This window comes from Polyangium sp. 6x1, assembly GCF_029946515.1.
Classification (GTDB): domain Bacteria; phylum Myxococcota_A; class Polyangia; order Polyangiales; family Polyangiaceae; genus Polyangium.
The window spans coordinates 1-17,930 of sequence record NZ_JARZHH010000124.1; the positions used below are offsets into that span (position 1 = coordinate 1).

General features: G+C 70.3%; 16 protein-coding genes and 2 pseudogenes. 12 read left to right on the plus strand and 6 right to left on the minus strand.

Features of this window, described 5'->3' with window-relative positions; all coding sequences use genetic code 11:
- From QHF85_RS47830 to QHF85_RS47845, 4 genes and pseudogenes are all read right to left on the minus strand, one after another.
- Positions 1–702 (minus strand): annotated as a pseudogene (locus tag QHF85_RS47830) (hypothetical protein); the annotation flags it as partial.
- A 36-nt stretch (positions 703–738) separates the two neighbouring features.
- Positions 739–1,119 carry a RidA family protein gene (locus QHF85_RS47835; RefSeq protein WP_281334231.1) on the minus strand — a complete coding sequence of 127 codons (381 nt, stop codon included), beginning with the start codon at positions 1,117–1,119 and terminating at the stop codon, positions 739–741.
- A 16-nt stretch (positions 1,120–1,135) separates the two neighbouring features.
- Positions 1,136–1,807, minus strand: a complete 672-nt coding sequence (gene recR, locus QHF85_RS47840) for a recombination mediator RecR (protein WP_281334232.1) — start codon at positions 1,805–1,807, stop codon at positions 1,136–1,138.
- A complete protein-coding gene (locus QHF85_RS47845; RefSeq protein ID WP_281334233.1) occupies positions 1,807–2,130 on the minus strand; it encodes a YbaB/EbfC family nucleoid-associated protein in 324 nt (107 codons plus the stop codon). Before QHF85_RS47845 ends, recR begins: the two co-directional genes overlap by 1 nt.
- Positions 2,131–2,148: 18 nt before the next feature.
- Here QHF85_RS47845 and QHF85_RS47850 point away from each other — a divergent pair, with 18 nt between their 5' ends.
- The 3 genes from QHF85_RS47850 to QHF85_RS47860 all read left to right on the plus strand — a co-directional run bounded on the left by QHF85_RS47850 (position 2,149) and on the right by QHF85_RS47860 (position 5,778).
- Entirely contained in the window at positions 2,149–2,286 is a 138-nt protein-coding gene (locus QHF85_RS47850) for a hypothetical protein (RefSeq protein ID WP_281334234.1), read from the plus strand.
- A gap of 66 nt (positions 2,287–2,352) precedes the next feature.
- A complete protein-coding gene (gene dnaX, locus QHF85_RS47855; protein WP_281334235.1) occupies positions 2,353–4,425 on the plus strand; it encodes a DNA polymerase III subunit gamma/tau in 2,073 nt (690 codons plus the stop codon).
- A gap of 9 nt (positions 4,426–4,434) precedes the next feature.
- Positions 4,435–5,778 carry a sialidase family protein gene (locus QHF85_RS47860; protein WP_281334236.1) on the plus strand — a complete coding sequence of 448 codons (1,344 nt, stop codon included), beginning with the start codon at positions 4,435–4,437 and terminating at the stop codon, positions 5,776–5,778.
- On the opposite strand, the gene bioA is transcribed toward QHF85_RS47860, so the two are convergent.
- Positions 5,775–7,109, minus strand: coding sequence for an adenosylmethionine--8-amino-7-oxononanoate transaminase (gene bioA, locus QHF85_RS47865; protein WP_281334237.1), 1,335 nt, complete (start codon positions 7,107–7,109; stop codon positions 5,775–5,777). The genes QHF85_RS47860 and bioA overlap by 4 nt on opposite strands.
- A complete protein-coding gene (locus QHF85_RS47870) occupies positions 7,106–8,683 on the minus strand; it encodes an ATP-binding protein (protein WP_281334238.1) in 1,578 nt (525 codons plus the stop codon). The genes bioA and QHF85_RS47870 overlap by 4 nt, the downstream gene beginning before the upstream one ends.
- Positions 8,684–9,059: 376 nt before the next feature.
- Here QHF85_RS47870 and QHF85_RS47875 point away from each other — a divergent pair, with 376 nt between their 5' ends.
- The 9 genes and pseudogenes from QHF85_RS47875 to QHF85_RS47915 all read left to right on the plus strand — a co-directional run.
- Positions 9,060–11,936, plus strand: coding sequence for a vWA domain-containing protein (locus QHF85_RS47875; protein ID WP_281334239.1), 2,877 nt, complete (start codon positions 9,060–9,062; stop codon positions 11,934–11,936).
- Entirely contained in the window at positions 11,918–13,105 is a 1,188-nt protein-coding gene (locus QHF85_RS47880) for a pre-peptidase C-terminal domain-containing protein (protein WP_281334240.1), read from the plus strand. Before QHF85_RS47875 ends, QHF85_RS47880 begins: the two co-directional genes overlap by 19 nt.
- A 36-nt stretch (positions 13,106–13,141) precedes the next feature.
- The gene (locus QHF85_RS47885; RefSeq protein ID WP_281334241.1) at positions 13,142–13,582 is read left to right on the plus strand and encodes a (2Fe-2S) ferredoxin domain-containing protein; all 441 of its coding nucleotides are present in this window, start codon (positions 13,142–13,144) and stop codon (positions 13,580–13,582) included.
- Positions 13,579–14,022 (plus strand): hypothetical protein, encoded by a 444-nt coding sequence (locus tag QHF85_RS47890; protein WP_281334242.1) that lies wholly within the window; start codon positions 13,579–13,581, stop codon positions 14,020–14,022. The genes QHF85_RS47885 and QHF85_RS47890 overlap by 4 nt, the downstream gene beginning before the upstream one ends.
- A 17-nt stretch (positions 14,023–14,039) precedes the next feature.
- Positions 14,040–14,600, plus strand: coding sequence for an isochorismatase family protein (locus tag QHF85_RS47895; protein ID WP_281334243.1), 561 nt, complete (start codon positions 14,040–14,042; stop codon positions 14,598–14,600).
- Between the two features lie 134 nt (positions 14,601–14,734).
- Entirely contained in the window at positions 14,735–16,138 is a 1,404-nt protein-coding gene (locus QHF85_RS47900) for a sigma-54 dependent transcriptional regulator (protein ID WP_281334244.1), read from the plus strand.
- Between the two features lie 181 nt (positions 16,139–16,319).
- Complete coding sequence (gene gspC / locus QHF85_RS47905; protein ID WP_281334245.1) at positions 16,320–17,291, plus strand: type II secretion system protein GspC; 972 nt, start codon at positions 16,320–16,322, stop codon at positions 17,289–17,291.
- Positions 17,292–17,341: 50 nt separating this feature from the next.
- The gene (locus tag QHF85_RS47910; protein ID WP_281334246.1) at positions 17,342–17,644 is read left to right on the plus strand and encodes a hypothetical protein; all 303 of its coding nucleotides are present in this window, start codon (positions 17,342–17,344) and stop codon (positions 17,642–17,644) included.
- A gap of 39 nt (positions 17,645–17,683) precedes the next feature.
- Positions 17,684–17,930 (plus strand): annotated as a pseudogene (locus QHF85_RS47915) (hypothetical protein); the annotation flags it as partial.

A 17,930-nucleotide genomic window follows, 5' to 3' on the forward strand; every position in this document is an offset into this window, starting at 1 on the left:
CGGCTTCGGCGCGGGCTTCGCGGCGGGCGCGGCGGGCTTCGCCTGGGCCTCACCAGCAGCAGCAGGCGCGGCGGCGCTCGGCGCGGCGGCTTGCGGACGATCGCGACGCGGGCCGGCGCCCTCGGGACGCGGACCACGATCCGGCCGCGGGCCACGATCCGGCCGCGGGCCACGATCCGGACGCGGGCCACGATCCGGCCGCGGACCACGATCCGGACGCGGACCACGATCCTGACGCGGCGGCCTCTCGCCGCCTTCGGCGCGGGCTTCCCCGGGCGCGGCGCCCGGACGGGCGGGGCGGACGGGGCCCATCGCGGAGCGCGCGGCGCCCGGACCGGGCCGCGGACGCATCCCTTCTTCCTGACGCGGAACGAAGTCGCCGCCGTGGTCCCTGCGGGGGCCTCGGGGCGGCGGCCTGCCGCTGCTCGGCCTCGGGGTGCCGGCGGGCGGGCGGGGCCCGCGCATGTCGATCCGGCGCACGCCTTCCGGCCTTCCGCCGGGGCCGCTCGATGCGGCGGCGGGCTTCGGCGCGGGCGCGGCGCCGCCTTCGGGCTGCGCGGGCTTCGCCTCTCCGGCCTCTTGCGTGGGCGTCGCCTCTGCCGGGGTCTCGCCCCCGGGCTCGCCCTCGCGCCGCGTGCTCGCCGAGCGGACGATCCTGCGCGTCTTCTTCTCGGGGTTGTCGCTATCGTCCTTGGTGGTCATTTCGAGGCTCCCCTGGGGGTTGACTTTGCCCAGGCGTCAGACATGGGCAATCGCATCGATTTCGACGGCGGCGCCCTTCGGCAGCGCCGACACTTGAATGGTCACGCGTGCGGGCGGCTCGGCGCCCACGACTTCTCCGTAAATCCGGTTGACGACCGCGAAATCGCCGAGATCGACGAGCCAGATCGTCGTGCGCGCGACGTCGGACCACGACGCGCCGGCGGCGCGGAGCACCTCGCCGAGGTTCGCGAGCGCTTGCTTCGTCTGCGCCTCGATCCCGCCCGCGACGAGCTCACCCGTCTTCGGGTCGATGGGGATCTGGCCGCTGCAAAATACGAGGTTCCCGGCGCGGGTCGCCTGCGAGTAGGGGCCGATCGCGGCGGGGGCCTGGTTCGTGGAAATGATGGTTTTGGGCATCTCTCGTACCCTCCGTTCAACCGAAGCTCTTCCGGCCTTCGATGGCGCGGCCGAGCGTGACTTGATCGGCGAACTCGAGGTCGCCGCCGTGGGGCACGCCGCTCGCGATGCGGGTCACGCGCGCGCCGAGCGCGGCCATCTCGCGCGCCACGAGCAGCGCCGTCGCCTCGCCGTCCACCGACGGCGGCGTCGCCACCAGCACCTCGCTCACGGGCGCCTCGGGATCGGTCACGATGCGCTTGAGCCTCTCGAGCGGCAGGTCCTCGGCCGAAATCCCGTCGAGCGGCGAGAGCAGCCTCCCGAGCACGAAGTACTTCCCGCGCATGACGCCGCTCCGCTCGATGGCGAGCATGTCTTGCACCCGCGCGACCACGCAAAGCAGCGCCTTGTCGCGCCGCTCGTCCCGGCAAATCCCACACCGCACGGGCTCGCCCGGCTGCGCCGTTTCGGCGACCTCGGCGATGTTCCCGCAGCGCTCGCAGGGCCTCACGTGGTCGCGCAGCGCGGCGAGCTCGGTGCCGAGATCACGCGCGACCTCCTCGTCCGCGGTCGCCAGAAACAGGGCGAACCGCTGCGCGGTCTTCTCGCCGACGCCTGGCAGCCGCGCGAACAGGTGCGCGACGCGGGTGAGACGTTCGGGCAGAGAAGAAGAGCGCGTGACGTAGGAGGTGGGGCTCCGCGTGGCCACTACGTGTGCATTCCCGGGATCTTCACGCCGCCCGTGACCTTGGCGATCTCGGCTTCGACGTGCTTGTCGGCCTGCTCGAGCGCCGAGTTCGCCGCGACGGCCACCGCGTCGAGGGCCATCTCCAGGCCTTCGGCGGCGAGGAAGTCCGGATCGATCGCGATCTTCCGGACCTTGCCTTCGCAGGTGACGGTGACCGTGACCTTGTCCGACGCGGCGCTCGCCGAGATCTCGTGGTCCTTGATCTTGGCTTTCGCCTCGTCGATTTTGCGCTGCATCCGGGCCGCTTGGCGGACCAGCTCGTTCATTCCACCGCGAAATTGCATGGGAGGAGCGTGTATGCCGTGAAGTCGGCTGGGCCGCAAGGCCGGACGAACGCCTGCGCGCGCCTCTTCGCTCGCTCGCCGCCCGCCGCGACGGTCCGGCTGCGCGTCGCCAGCGGAGCGCCCGAGATCGCGAAGCGAGCTCGCCTGGAGACGTGAGGGGGACGCGAGGCGTCCCCCTCGGGGCGCGACGCCAGCACGCCTTTCTGCTACGTCGAGGCGGCGATGAGCTACGTCGTCCTCGCGCGCAAGTACCGACCGCAGTCGTTCGAGGACCTCGTCGGTCAGGGGCACGTCTCGACCACGCTCGAGAACGCGATCGCCAAGAACCGCGTCGCGCATGCCTTCTTGTTCACGGGCGTCCGTGGCGTCGGCAAGACGACGAGCGCGCGCATCCTCGCGAAATCGCTCAACTGCGTGAAGGGTCCGACGGCGAAGCCCTGCCAGGAGTGCGCTCCTTGCAAGGAGATCACCGTCGGCAGCGACGTCGACGTCCAGGAGATCGACGGCGCGAGCTACACCGGCGTCGACGACGTCCGCAAGCTCCAGGAGAGCCTCCCGTACCGGCCTTCGCGCGACCGGTTCAAGATCTTCATCGTGGACGAGGTCCACATGCTCTCGAACAACGCGTGGAACGCGTTCCTCAAGACGCTCGAGGAGCCGCCGCCGCACGTGAAGTTCATCTTCGCGACGACCGAGGTCCACAAGATCCCGGTCACCATCCTGAGCCGCTGCCAGCGCTACGACTTCAAGCTCATCAGCGCGCTCTCGATCACGGCGCGCCTGCGCTTCGTCCTCGATCGCGAGGGCGTCGCCTACGAGGACGCGGCGCTCTCCATCATCGCCCGCGAGGCTGCAGGCAGCATGCGCGACGCGATGAGCTTGCTCGATCAGGTCCTCGCGTGGGTCGGCGTCGACGGCGACAAGCTCACGGCCGAGGGCGTCGCGCGGGTCCTCGGCGTCGCGGATCGCTCGGTCCTCCACGGGCTCGCGGCCGCGCTCGTCGACGGTGACCCCGAGGCGTGCCTGCGCACGGTCTCCGACCTCGCGCATCAGGGCTACGATCTCCCGCACGTCGCGCGGGACTTCCTCGCGCATCTGCGCGACCTCGTGGTCGCCAAGGTCTCCGCGGATCCGACGGGCCTGCTCGACCTCGCCGACAGCGAGCTCGCCGACGTGAAGGCCCTCGCGGCGCGCGCGGACGCCGACGACCTCACGCGCTTGCACCAGGGTTTTTCGCGTTCGTTCGACGACATCACGCGGAGCGGCCAGCCGCGCGCGGCGCTGGAGATGGCGCTCGTGCGCCTCTCGCGCCGGCCGCCGCTCATGCCCGTGGACGATCTCTTGCGGCGGCTCGGGGAGATGGAGCGGCGCCTGCTCGGCAGCGGCGGGGGCGGCTCGCACGGGGCCTCGGGCGCTGGGCAGGGACGGCCCATGCAAGGCGGCGGCTCGCCGCCCGCCCAGCGTCGGGCTTCTGGGTCCGAGGCTTCGTCGCCTTCCCCATCCCCTTCGGCGTCTTCACCGGTGCCTCCACCAGGCGCACAAGCCGCTCCGGCGTTTTCACCACCCGCTCCGGCGCCTTCACGGGTCGCTCCGGCGTCTTCCCAAGCCGCTCCGGCGTTTTCACCACCCGCTCCGGCGCCTTCACGGGTCGCTCCGGCGTCTTCACAAGCCGCTCCGACGTTTTCACCACCCGCTTCGGCGTTTTCACCACCCGCTTCGGCGTCTTCCCAAGCCGCTCCGGCGCCTTCACGGGTCTCGTCGGCGTCTTCACGACCGCCTCCGGCCAACGGCGCCTCCTATACGAACGGCGCCCCCTACACGAACGGCGCCGCCCCGCCCGGCCGCCCGGCCGCCCCGAACCCCGCCGACGTCGCCGCGTTTCGCGCCGTGATCGAGCTCGTCCGCGCCAAGCGCGCGCCGCTCGGCTCCGTGCTCGAACATGCCGCGCTGCTCCGCATCGGCCCCGACGGCATCGTGCTCGGCTACGAGGGCGACTCGTTCCTCGGCAAGCAAGCGCAGGACCCGGTCGCCAAGGAGGCCCTCCGCGCCGCCCTCGCCGCGCATTTCGGCGGCACGCCCGACGTCACGTTCGAGACGCTCCGCCCCCAGAGCGGCGTCGTCACGCTCGCGCAGCTCGACGGCGCCGATCGCCGGGCCCGCCTCGACAGCGCGCGCCGCGCGATCGCCGATCATCCCCTCGTCACGGCCGCGATCGAGCTACTCGGCGCGGAGCTGCGCGACGTACGCCTCGGACACGAAGACGCTGTCGCCGCCGAGCGCATGTCCACGCGCTAGGATCGCGCCATGCGCTTCTTCCCCTTCGCCGCCGCGATCGCGGCCGTCTCGCTCCTCGCGCCCGCCGAATCCCACGCGAACGGGCGTTTCCCCATCGCCGACCAGCTCGTCGTCGATCCCAAGGATCCTTCGCACATCGTCCTGCGCACCACGTACGGCATCCTCGAGAGCTCGGACGCGGGCGGCTCCTGGTCGTGGATCTGCGAGGGCGCGGTCGGCTACGGCGGCACCCAGGACCCGGCGATCGGCGTGCTCGGCGACGGCACGCTCCTCGCCGGCGTCTTCGAAGGGCTCAGCATCAGCCACGATCGCGGCTGCGCCTGGGGCTTCGCCGAGGCCCCCTTGAAAGACGAGTACGTCATCGACGTCTCCGTCCACCGCGACGACCCCTCGCGCGGCGTCGCGATCACCTCCACCGGCAAGGGCACCGACGGCTTCCACGTCATCGTCGCCGAGACGGCCGACAACGGCGCCACCTGGACGCAGGCCGGCACGCCGCTCCTCAGCGACTTCATCGCCCTCACGATCGACGTCACGCCTTCGAACCCGCAGCGCATCTACGCGAGCGGCATCGTCGGCAAGTCGTTCGCGCCTGCGATCGAGCGCTCCGACGATCGCGGCGCCACGTGGACACGCACCTACCTCGACGCGGCGTACGCCAGCGGCGTCCCCTTCCTCGCCGCGATCGACCCGCAGAACCCCGACCGCGTCTACGTGCGCTTGAGCGCCGATCCCGTCGACAAGCTCCTCGTCAGCGACGACGCCGGCGCCACGTTCACCGAGGCCTTCACGGCTTCGGACGACCTGCTCGGCTTCGCGCTCTCGCCCGACGGCACGCGCGTCGCGATCGGCGGCCCCAAGGACGGCGTCCAGATCGCGAACACGGCCGACCTCGCGTTCCAGAAGGTCAGCGACATCTACACGCGGTGCCTCACGTGGACGACCGCGGGCATCTACGCGTGCGGCAACCAGTTCGTCGACAGCTTCACCGTCGGCCTCTCGAAGGACGAGGGCAAGACGTTCGAGAACCTCTACAACCTGCCCGACATCTGCCCGCTCGCATGCGGCGAGGGCGCGACGACGCCGGCCGCGTGCGTGATGACCTGGCCCGGCGTCGCGGCGACGCTCGCGATCGAGCCGACCGCGTGTGGCGGCATCGGCCCGGGCAGCGGATCGGGCAGCGGATCGGGCGGCGGCCCGCCGCGCGAGCTCGAAGCGGCGGGCGGATGTGATTGCGGCCTGGGAGGCGCGTCCGGCGCGTCCGGCGCCGCCGTCGTGGCCGGTCTGTCGGCGCTCGCGTTGCGCTTGCGCCGCCGCAGGGATCGCCGCGCGCCCACCACGAAGACGAGCTAACGCAGCGCCGCCCGCACGCTCTCCTCGACGATCCCGAGCAGCGTCTCGAGCTCGTCGTCCGCAATCGTGAGCGGCGGCGCCACGTACACCACGTCCCCGAGCGGCCGCAGATACGCCCCGCGCCTCCGCGCCTCGGCGTACACCTGCCAGCCGAGCGCACCGAGGTACTCACCCTTCGACAGATCGAGCGCGCCGATCATCCCAAGCGATCGCGCCCGCGAGACGCCCGGGATCTCGCCCATCGCCGCGAACGCTGTTCCGATTCGCGCGGCCTTTGGCTGGGCCTTCGCGAGGATCTCTTCCTCGCGGAAGATCGCGAGTACCTCGCGCGCGATGGCCGCGCCGAGCGGGTTCCCGCAGAACGAGTGGCCGTAATAAAACGCTCGCTCCGGCGCGCCGAGGAACGCGTCGAAGACACGCCGCGTCGCGAGCGTCGCGGCCATCGGGAACATGCCTCCGGAAAACCCCTTCGCGAGGCACATCAGATCGGGCGCGATGCCCGCGCGCTCGCACGCCCACATCGATCCGGTGCGCCCGTAGCCCGTGAACACCTCGTCGATCACGAGCAGCACGTCGTACCGATCGCAGAGCGCGCGCGCGTGCCGGAGGTACGACGCGTCGTACATCCGCATCCCCGTCGCGCCTTGCACGAGCGGCTCCAGCACCACCGCCGCGATCGTGTCGCTGCCCTCCGCGAGCAGCTTCTCCAGCGCCTCGAACGCCCGCGCGTATCCCGCGTCCGAAGGCGCGTCGCCCTCGGGCGTCGGCACGTGGATGCACTCGAGCAGCACGCCTGCGAAGGGCTTGCGGAACACCTCCACGCCGCCGAGGCTCGCCGCGCCGATCGTCTCGCCGTGGAACGCGCCGTCGAGCGCCACGAACCTGCGCCGCGCGGGCCTTCCCTCGTTGTGCCACATCTGCAGCGCGAGCTTCAGCGCGACCTCCACGGCCGTCGAGCCGTCGTCGCTGTAGAACACCTTCGTGAGCCCCGGCGGCGCGATCGCCACGAGCTCCTCGCCGAGCTTCGCCGCGCCCTCGTGCGTCACGCCCGCGAGCGACACGTGGCAAAGCTCGGCCGCCTGCCGCCCGAGCGCCGCGACGAGCCGCGGGTGGTTGTGCCCGAGCGTCGAGACCCACCAGCTCGAGTTCGCGTCGAAGTAGCTTCGCCCGTCGACATCGAAGAAACGCGCGCCCGCGGCCCGCTCGACGACCAGCGGATCGACCTCGTCGATGTACCGCTGCATCGGCGTGTACGGGTGCCACACGTACTGTTTGTCCGCGCGCACGATCTCCGCGCGCCGCGTCGCCTTCTCGTCTTCGCCTTTGCTCACGCCTTCCTCCCGGCGAATGCGCGGCGGACCTCGACCGGCATCGGCGGCAGCGAGCTCGTCCGGTTGATCTCCGGCGGCACCGACCTCCGTCCCGGCGTTGGCTCTCCTTGCTGCGGCAAGAAGATCCGCACCTCCGTCCCCGCGCCCACGTCGCTCTGGATCGACAGCCGCCCGCCGTGCGCGTCCACGATGCGCGCCACGATCGCGAGACCGAGCCCCGTCCCCGCCGCGCGCGTCGTGAAGAACGGATCGAGCGCGCGATCGCGCACCGACGTGTCCATCCCCTCGCCCGTGTCCGCGATGCGCACCTCGACGCCCGACACGCCGCTCTCCGCGTGCGGCACGAGCGTCACCGTCAGCGATCCGCCGGTCGGCATCGCTTGCATCGCGTTCGTCACGATGTTCTCGAACACCTGCCGGAGCAGCATCGGATCCGCGTGGATCCGCTCCACCGGCTCCGGCTCCACGAGCGTCACCTTCAGGCTCGTCTGGTTCTGCGACAGCGCGAGCGCGCGCTCCACGATCTCGCGCGGCGACACGAGCTGACGCTCGCAGCGCACCGGCCGCGCGTACCGCAAGAGATCCCCCACGAGCCGGTTCAACCGCGACGCCTCCTCGTCGAGGATCCCGAGCAGCGTCTGCCGATCGTCCTCGCCGAGCCCTTCACGTCGCAGCGTCGCCACCGCGGTCGTGATGATCGCGAGCGGGTTGCGCACCTCGTGCGCGATCACCGCCGACAGCTCTCCCACGGCCGCGAGCTGCTCCTTGCGCACGAGCTCCGCCTGCGCCGCGCGCAGCTCCTCGTACGCCCGCGCGACCTCCGCCGACCTCTCCTTCAGCTCGGACGCGCGCTCTTCCAGCCGCTCCCGCAGCGCCACGTACCGCGAGAGGAGCGACATCACGACGCCCATCACGAACGCCGCGTACCCGTACGGGCTCGTGAGCGGCTTGCATTGCCCGAGCACCCCGTAAAGCCCGTCGTAGCTCGTGCTCACGACGAGCGCGATCGAACCCCAGAGCGACGGCAGCAGATCCGCCCGGCCGCGCAGCGCGCCGCGCACGAACACCGTCGCCCCGAAGATCGCCGCCGCGAACGAGCCGAGCGACACCACCGCCCCGAGCGGATGCGGCGGCGTCGCGACCTCCACGACCGAGAGCCCGAGCAGCGTCACCGGCGCCTCGGCGACGGTGTCGAACTGCCTCACGTGCTCGATCACGCTCGCGACGCCGAGCAGCGCCGCCGCGCCGTAGATCGCGAAGAGCGCCCGCGGGACGAGCCGCACCTGCGAGAGCTGCGCGACCACGTGCACGAGCAGCGCCGCGCCGAGCAGGCGCCCCACGTCCGAGGCGAGCAGCGCGATCCGCACCAAGGCCGCGTCGCGCATCACGTGCAGCGCCGCCGCGCCCGCCGTGTGCACCGACAGCGCGAGGCAGAAGAGCCCGAACAGCACGAACTCGGCCTCGCGCCCGCGGAGGCGCTCTCTCCGCCGCCGCGCGACGAAGCAGAACGTGGCGATCGCGACGTACGCGACCACCCACGCGCTCATGAATCCGGCGATGGAGTGGGCGTGCACGGTCTTCGGAGCTTTCCCCGATCCTGCGAGCCAGGGCCATCGGGAACCGACCCTATGTTCGGGCCGGGAAGGGCCTTCGCCCGCGCGGAGCATGCGCGTGGTTCCGGGCCTCGACAAGCCGTTTTTCGAGCCGATCCCCGCCTCCCGCCCCCACCCCCGCGCCGCGAATGTGAAACGGTTGCGGCCCGCGCAACTTTTTCCCCGGTAAACGCTGTTACCAGGGCCCTCGGACGCGAAGCCACCCACGGGCAATCCGGCTCCGGGCCTCGTCGGTCGGGTGGACACCCGTGGACCGTTCAGGGCACGTTGCTTGCTTCTTTCACTCGGGATCCTTCAGTCTTTCTTGTCGCGAAGGATCCATCGGAGGTTTCGACCCATGGCGCGTGCGTCGGGCAGATCGACTGAGAAGAACGGCTCGTCCGGCGCGGGATCACGCGCGGCTCTCCGATCGACCTTGGCCCTCGCGATGCTCGTGCTCGCGCCGATCGCCGTGGTCTTCGCCGCGTGCTCGGCCGAGCCGCCGCTCGGATCGCGTCCCGGCGAAGGAGGCGGCGGTGGCAACGGCGGGGCCGGCGCTGGCCCGAACGTGGGCCCCTGCTTGGATGGCCAAGAGCGCGATTGCCACGTCACGATCGGCGAGCAAAACGGGATCCTCACCTGCCTCGACGGCACCCAGCAGTGCATCGAGGGCACGTGGGCCCCTTGCGCCGAGGGCACCATCTCCTCGCGCGCCGCGCCTCCGAAGGCGAAGGTCCGCGAGACCTCCGCGCGCCCCGAGGACGGCGCCGGCGGCATCATCATCCTGAACCACACGCCGAGCGCTTGCGTCAACAACCCCTGCGATCCCTCGTGCCAGGTCTTCGACGAGCAACCCGACGCGGGCCTCACGCCCGACGCGGGGGGCAGCGTCCACAACTGGCAGAACGGCGACCTCAGCGATTTCCCGAACGGCCTCGTGAACAAGGGCCTGAAGGAGCCGTGCGCGCAGGCGAGCGACTGCCAGTTCAACATGCAGTGCGAGAGCCCGAGCTCGAACACGTGCTCGCACCACAAGTGCTCCGTGGGCGAGGGGCTCTACCCCGAGTGCGATCCGTGCGTGAAGACCATCTGCGCCGCGGATCCGACCTGCTGCCTCGTCCCGTACGGCGGCACCTGCGCGCACGACCCATGCGTCACGGGCGTCGGCTTGAAGAAGACCTGCAGCACGTGCGTGAGCACCGTCTGCACGGCGAACCCGACCTGCTGCACCGGCACGTGGACGCAGGCTTGCGTCGATGCCTTCGCCGCCGCGTGCCCGAAGAGCTGCGCCGGCGTGCAGGGGAGCTGGACGCCCGGCTGCGTCGACAAGGTCTACAGCCTGTGCGGCGCCGAGTGCAAAACCGACCCGCCTTGCGTGCACAACAAGTGCTACTCGGGCGCCGCGCTGAGCGCCGCCTGTGACCCGTGCGTCGCGACGATCTGCCAGGCGAGCCCCTCCTGCTGCACGACGAAGTGGGACAACCTCTGCGTCGACAAGGTCAAGACGCTCTGCAACGAGAGCTGCCCCGCGAAGGGCACGTGCACGCCGTGGCTGCCCGGCGAGACCGACCCGAACTGCGCCGGAGTCGACCTCTCCGTCGGCGTCCCGTGCAACGGCGTCGTCCCCGTCTGCAACCACGGAAAAACCCAGGCGCCCGCGGGCATCCGCCTCGTGCACTTCCCGGCGAACTCGCAGCAGTACCCGAAGTGCGCGCCCGATCAGACGCACCCCGGGATGATGGAGTGCCTCACGCAGCAGGTCATCCCGCCGGGCCAGTGCATCAACGTCGACGCGAACGCGTGCGGCATCGGCAACGGCAACCGCGAGATCATGATCAACCCGCCGAAGAAGACGGCGGCGAACCCGTACATCACCGAGTGCTTCTGCGAGAACAACTGGTCGCTCTCGAGCGGCGGCAACGCCTGCGAGCCGCCCGATTGCTCCTCCGTCACGAGCCGGACCATCCGCCCCGTGAACATGTTCGTCCAGTTCGACCGCTCCGGCTCGATGACCACGAACGATCGCTGGGGCAAGACCACGGGCGCGCTGAAGGCGTTCTTCTCGGACCCCGCGTCGGCCGGCATCGGCGTCGCGCTGCGCTTCTGGGAGCACTACAAGCCCGTCACCGGCTGCGACGACACGAACTGCAGCATCGACGCGTGCGCCGTTCCGCTCGTCCCGCTCGCCAAGCTCACGACCGCGTCTGCGCCCACCGACACGCAAGAGCAGAAGCTCATCAACGAGATCAACGCCACGACGCCCGCCGCCGACACGCCGCTCCTGCCCGCGCTCGCCGGCGCCGAGAAGTGGGCCAAGGCCTACCAGCTCGCGAACCCGAACCAGCAGACCGTCGTCGTGCTCGTCACCGACGGCTACCCGAACTCCTGCGGCACCGACTCGGCCACGATCGCGGGCTACGCCGAGGACGCGTTCGTCAACGCCGGCGTGCTCACCTACGCGATCGGCATCCAGGACGCGAACGTCGCCTTGATGAACCTCATCGCGCAGAAGGGCGGCACGGCCAACGCGTTCTTCGTCACCGACCAGGGCGACGCGCAGCAGCAGATGCTCTCCGCGATGCTCGAGATCAAAGGCGACGTCGTCGCGTGCGAGTTCGACCTGCCGAACGCGGGCCTCTTCGATCCGTCGAACGCGACGGTCACGTTCATGCCCACGGCCGGCGCGCCCGTGGCGTTCGCGAAGGTCGCAGGCCAGGCCGCGTGCGGCACGGGCTGGTACTACGACAACCCGCAGGCCCCGAAGAAGATCTTCCTCTGCCCGACCACGTGCCAGACGGTGCTCAACTCGGCCGGCGCGACGATCGACGTCGAGCTCGGCTGCCCCGGCGCGTACACCGCCCAGACGTTCACGCACGTCTACGAGGCCACGTGCCCCACGGGGACGAAGGTGCAGTGGGGCTACTTCGCGTACGACAGCGTCACGCCCGGCGACTCGAACCTCGTCTTCGCCGCGCGCACCGCGGACACGGCGGCCGGCCTCTCGGGCGCATTCACCACGCTCGCGACGGCCAAGAGCTCGCCCGTCAACACGCAGCTCTGCACCATGGCCGGCCCCTCGCCGTGCCCGATCGACATGTACACGGCGCTCGGCGTGCCCGGCGCGCGGCAGTCGTTCCTCGAGTTCTCCGCCACCTTCAACCCGACGACCAACAAGGGCGCCGCGCCGACCCTCAACGGCTGGGAGGTCACCTACTCGTGCGTCGACAGCGAATGACCGGGCTCTTCTGGCCCGTCGCCGCGCTCCTCGGCCTCGCGCTCGTCGCGTGCGGCAGCGACGAGCTCCCGCCGCGCCCGACCGGCACCTCGTCGAGCTCCTCCGGCAGCGGAGGACAAGGCGGCGCGGGCGGGCAAGGCGGCATGGGCGGCGTCGGCGGCGCGGGTGGACAAGGCGGCGTGGGCGGCGTCGGCGGACAAGGCGGCGCCGGCGGCAGCCCGCCCGCTCCCGTCTGCGGCGACGGCAACTTGAACCCTGAGATCGGCGAGGAGTGCGACGACGGAAATCCCGGCGGCGCCGACCTCTGCGACGCGAACTGCAAGCTCGTCACGAGCGAGACCGAGCCGAACGACACGCCCGCGCAAGCGAACGCGTGGAGCTCGCCGTGGGGCGCGCAGATCGCGCCGGCCGGCGACGTCGACGTGGTCTCGTTCAACCTGCCCGCGGCCGCGAGCCTCGTCGTCGAGACGCGCGACACCGGCGACGGCGCGTGCGCGAAATCCGAGCTCGACACGTTCGTCGAGATCCTCGGCTCGAACGGCGCGGCCGTGCTCACGAGCGACGACGACGCGGGCGAGGGCTACTGCTCGCGCGCCACGATCTCGCTCGCCGACGCGGGCTTGTACTACGCGCGCGTCACGGCCGCGCCCGGCGCCCCGAACGCGAGCTTCCCCTACCGCCTCGTGATCGACACGATCGCCAACACCTGCGGCGACGGCGTGCGCACGCCCGGCGAGCAGTGCGACGACGGCGGCACGACCGCCGGGGATGGATGCAGCCCGACCTGCACGCTCGAGATCAGCGAGAGCGAACCGAACGACACGATCGCCCAGGCGGACACCTTCACGAGCGGCTGGCAGGCGATCCTCTCGCCCGTCGCGGACGCCGACTACGTCTCCGTCCAGGTCGCGACGAGCGGCGCCACGATCACCGCGCAGACGAGCGACGCTGGCCTCGGCGGCTGCGCGATGAGCACGCTCGACACGATCGTCACGATCTTCGACGCGGCGGGCACCGAGCTCGTCATGAACGACGACGCCCTCGGCTACTGCTCGCTCGCCAAGGTGGAGAACGTCGCGGCCGGCGCGTACTACGTGCGCGTCACGGCGGGAGGCCGCGCCTCGGATCCGAGCTACTACGGCCTCTCCGTCCTCGTCACGACCCCCTGACTTGACCGCTGCGAGCCCCGGCGTAAGGCTCGCGTCGTGCCTCAGCGCAAGCGTTACCTCTTCGTCTGCGTCAACCGCCGCCCCGACGGCACCCCCAAGGGCTCGTGCGCGCAGCGCGGCGCCGTCGAGATCCACGCCGCGCTCAAGGACGCGCTCAAGGACCGGGGCCTCGCGAAGACCGAGGTGCGCGCCTGCACGTCGAGTTGCCTCGACGTCTGCTGGGCGGGCCCGGTCATCGCCGTCGAGCCCGACGGCTATTTCTACGGCCGCGTCACCATGGAGGACGTCCCCGAGCTCGTCGAATCGCTCGCGAACGGCACGCGCGTCGAGCGCCTCCTTTTGCCCTCCAACGATTTCGACGAGAAGACCGCCGGCCCCCCGCGTGTCGACGCTCGGGGGCTCCGCTCGGGCGAGCCGAGCTCCGCCCCCGAACCCCCCGCACCGAAGCCCAAGCCCGCGGAGGGCGGCGAGCCGTGAGTGGCTTCGAGTTCCGCGAGACGATGGCGGGCAGCTACCACCGCGTGGACGAGCCGCACAAAGAGCGACCCCTCGCCTTCACGATCCGCGCACGCAGCGCGCCGATCCTCCGGTTCCTCCGCCGCCCCGTGGTCGAGATCGAAGGCGCGATCGACGCGCCTGGCCTCGCGGATCACCGCTACCTCCGCGGCACCCTCGGCATGGATCTGCTCCGCACCGGCACGCTCCCCTACGCGTTCCACTTCCACGGCGACGACGACAAACCGTACGTCTTCGAGGGCCAGAAGGACGTCTCCGTCCGCGAGCTCCTCGAATCGATGACCGTCTTGCCCGGCGCCATCAAGGACGAGGAAGGTGCCCTCGTCGCCCGCGCGCTCCTGCGCTTCGACGCGCGCAGCGACCTCGTCAAATTTTTGAGGAGCTTCCGGCTCTCTCGCTGACCGTTGGAGGAGAAACGATGCGACGGCTCGATCCCAAGGCGTGCGTGGTGCTCGTCGTCGACGTGCAGGACAAACTCGCCGCGGCGATGCCCGAGGACCGCATGAAGGACCTCGTCCGCGCCGCCACGGTGCTCCTCGAAGCTTCCGACCTGCTCGGCGCGCGCGTGCTCGCCACCGAGCAGTATCCCGCGGGCCTCGGCCGCACCATCGCCCCGATCGGCGACAAGCTCCGCGCGATGAACGCTTCCGTCGTCGAGAAGATCGACTTCTCCGCATGCGACGACCGTGGCTTCGAGCGCGCGTGGGCCACGATCGGCTCGCCGCGCACCGCGATCGTCCTCGGCATGGAGACGCATGTGTGTGTCGTGCAGACCGTGCGCGAACTCGCCACGCGTGGCACCAACGTGCACGTCGTCGCCGACGGCGTCGCCTCGCGCCGTGACGATCACCGCGCCATCGGCCTCGATCTCTGCCGCAGCGCCGGCGCCACGATCACCACCATGGAGACCGTCGTCTTCGACTGGCTCGGGCGCGCGGGGACGGACGCCTTCAAGAAGCTCTCGAAGTTGATCCGCTGACACCCTGGCAACGAGACATCCTGGCACTGGCGCATCCCGTCTTTTTTCGTGATCCCAGCCACCTCGCGCTTGCCAAGTTGACGAACCGTCAGACAACGTGGACACCGTGCCTCACCGCGTGACATGTTGTCGACATGGTTGACGAGCTGTCAGGATCTTCGACGCCCGCGCCTCCCGAGGCGAAGGCGGGGGCCGACGCGCCCACCGTGCTCGTGGTGGACGACGAGCCCAGTAATCTTGCTTCCATCGAGAAGATTTTTCAGCGCGACGGCATGCGCGTCCTCACGGCGCCCTCGGCCCGCGCCGCGCTCGACCTCCTTCGGGGCCACCGCGTCGAGGTCGTCCTCACCGACCTCATGATGCCTGGCACGAGCGGCATCGAGCTCCTCCGCGCGATCAAGCAGCTCGCCCCCGACACCGAGGTCGTCCTCATGACGGCATACGGCACCGTCGAGACGGCCGTCCAGGCCATGCGCGAGGGCGCCTACGACTTCGTCGAAAAGCCCCTCAAGCGGATGACGATCATCAAGAGCGTCCGCAAAGCCGCGGAGCGCCGCTCCCTCGTCGCCGAAAACCGCTCCCTCCGCCAGGAGCTCAAGCTCCTCACGAAGCGCGAGATCATCGGCTCGAGCCCCGCGCTCCGTCGTGTCCTCGACGTCGCCTCGCAGGCCGCGCCCTCCTCCGCCACCGTGCTCGTCCTCGGGGAAAGTGGCACGGGCAAAGAGCTCGTCGCTCGTTACATCCACGACCACAGCGCGCGCCGCCACGGCCCTTTCGTCGCGGTCAACTGCTCGGCCATCCCGGAGACCATCCTCGAAGCCGAGCTCTTCGGCCACGAGCGCGGCGCTTTCACCGGCGCTTTCGCCCGCCGCGAGGGCCGATTCGCCAAGGCCGCCGGCGGCACCCTCTTCCTCGACGAGATCGGCGAGCTCAGCCCCTCCGTTCAGGTCAAGCTCCTGCGCGTCCTTCAAGAGAATGAATACGAGCCGATCGGCGGCGATACCGTCCGCGCCGACGTCCGTATCGTCGCCGCCACGAACAAAGATCTTCGCGCCGAGATCGCGGCCGGCCGTTTCCGCGAGGACCTTTTTTATCGCCTGAACGTCATCGCCATCACGGTCCCTCCGCTCCGGGCGCGCCGCGAGGACATTCCGCTGCTCGTCGACCATTTCCTCGGGGTTTACTGCGCGAAGAACAATCGCGGCCGCCTCGAAGCCCCGCGCGAGGTCATCGCGCGCCTGCTCGACTACTCGTTTCCGGGCAACGTCCGCGAGCTGGAGAATGTGATCGAGCGCGCCGCCGTACTCTGCCGTGGCGAGAAATTGTCCGTCGAGGACCTCCCCGAGTCGATCCGGGAGAGCCTCGCCGCCGCGCCCGAGACCATCACGTTCTCGGTCGGCACCCCGCTCGACGAGGTCGAACGCCGGCTCATCCGGGAGACCTTGCGTTACGCCCATGGCGACAAATCCGTCGCCGCCCAGCTCCTCGGGATCTCCACCCGCACGATCTATCGCAAGCTCGGAGAGATCGAGGGTTGATCACCGGGAAGACCGGCGCTACCCCGTCGCTTGAAAATCCGATTGTCACTTTGGCAATCCTCGCCGCCCCCACCCTCCCCCCTTCGCCACCTTGTCGATCGTGGCCTCCTCGCGCGAAAAAAGGCGCGGGAAGCGCTAAGATCGGGGCTGGCACGTCTCTCGCTAGTACGGAGCTGGGCTCATGGGACTCGACGCGATCCTGAAGCGCTACTTTCCCGCGGTCATCTGCCTGTTGATCGCCTCCGCCGCCTATTTCCAGGCGTCGGGAATGGGCGAGCTCGTCGCCGGCAGCGTGCTGCTCGATCCGTCGTCGATGCCGCCGCCGCCGCCTCCGCCAAAGGGTGGCGCATCGCACAGCACCTCCGGACAGGAGCGCTCGGTCAACGCGGCGCCGATCCTGGGCCGCAACCCGTTCGATTCGGTCACGGGCCCTCTCGATGGCAAGCCCGTCGATCTCCCGAGCCCCTCCGAGGCGCCGGCGCCCGACAGCAGCGATCCTTATAACGATCCCGTCTGCGACGTCGGCAAGGTCCTTTTGATCACGCAATCGGAAGATCCCGATTGGTCGTTCGCGGCCATTGCGGGCTCGGACGGCAAGGCGCAGCTCCGTCGGCGCGGCGACGACGTCTCGGGGCACCAGATCTACTGGATCGGCTGGGATCGCGTGTGGCTCATGAGCGGCAGCTCGCGGTGCCAGATGCAGGTGCACGGCGAGCCGCCGAAGAAGCTCGCGTCCGCGCCCGCGCCGAAGACCGACGGCGAGGCGCCGAAGCCGAAAGGCAAAGGAAAGGGCGTCCCGAAGGAGATCGCGGACAAGATTCACAAAGTCAGCGAGAATCAATTCGACGTCGAGCGCTCGGTCGTCGACCAGATCCTGGAGAACCAGGCGGAGCTCATGCGGTCGGCGCGCATCGTACCCGAAAAAGAGGGCGACAAGGTCGTCGGTATCCGGCTCTTCGGCGTGCGCCCCGAATCGCTGCTCGGTACACTCGGCCTCGAGAATGGTGACCGCCTCCAGTCCATCAATGGGTTCGAGATGGCCGACCCGCAGAAAGCGCTCGAGGCATACGCGAGGCTCCGCAGCGCGGACAAGCTCACGGTGAGCGTCAATCGGCGAGGCAAGCCGATGAACATCGATTTCAACATCAAGTGACCGGGACGAACGGTTCCGCGACGAACGGCATCGAGACGGGAGACCGAGGGATGGCGAAGCTCAAGCTGCCTGCATTCAACGAGGGGAGTTTGCTCCGGCGAACGCTGCTCTACGTGGGCACGTTCATCGTGGGCTCGATCGGCTTCGTCGCCCTCGCGAGCGTCCTCGTCGTGGCGATCGCGAAATCGGTTTTGCCCGCCCGGGGCGAATCCAGCGAGGCGAGCGAATCGAGCTCGGACAAACCGGCCGAGATCGCCGCGGCCACGCCGGGCAAACCGACCAGCAAGATCCCGCGCCCGAAGCGGGGCAAATCGGCCGCCCCGGCCGAGCCGCCCGCCGAAGCCACGCCCTGACGTCTTCCGTAGCGAATGACCGAATCGAATTCGAGGATCATGAACACGCCTTACAGAAACTCCCGCCTGGGAAGGTTTGGCTTCGGTTTCGCGGCGCTCCTCTGCGCGTCCACGCCCACGCTCGCGTCCGCGCAGAATGGTCCGCCGCGCGGCGCCCCCGTCCTCAAGACGCCCGGCGCGCGTCCCCAGGCTGCCCCGCCGACCGGCGCGCCCCCCGCGGCGGCTCCGGCTGCCCCCGGCGGCGCGGGCGGCCCGAATGCGGCCGCGCCTCCTGGCTTCCCGCCTG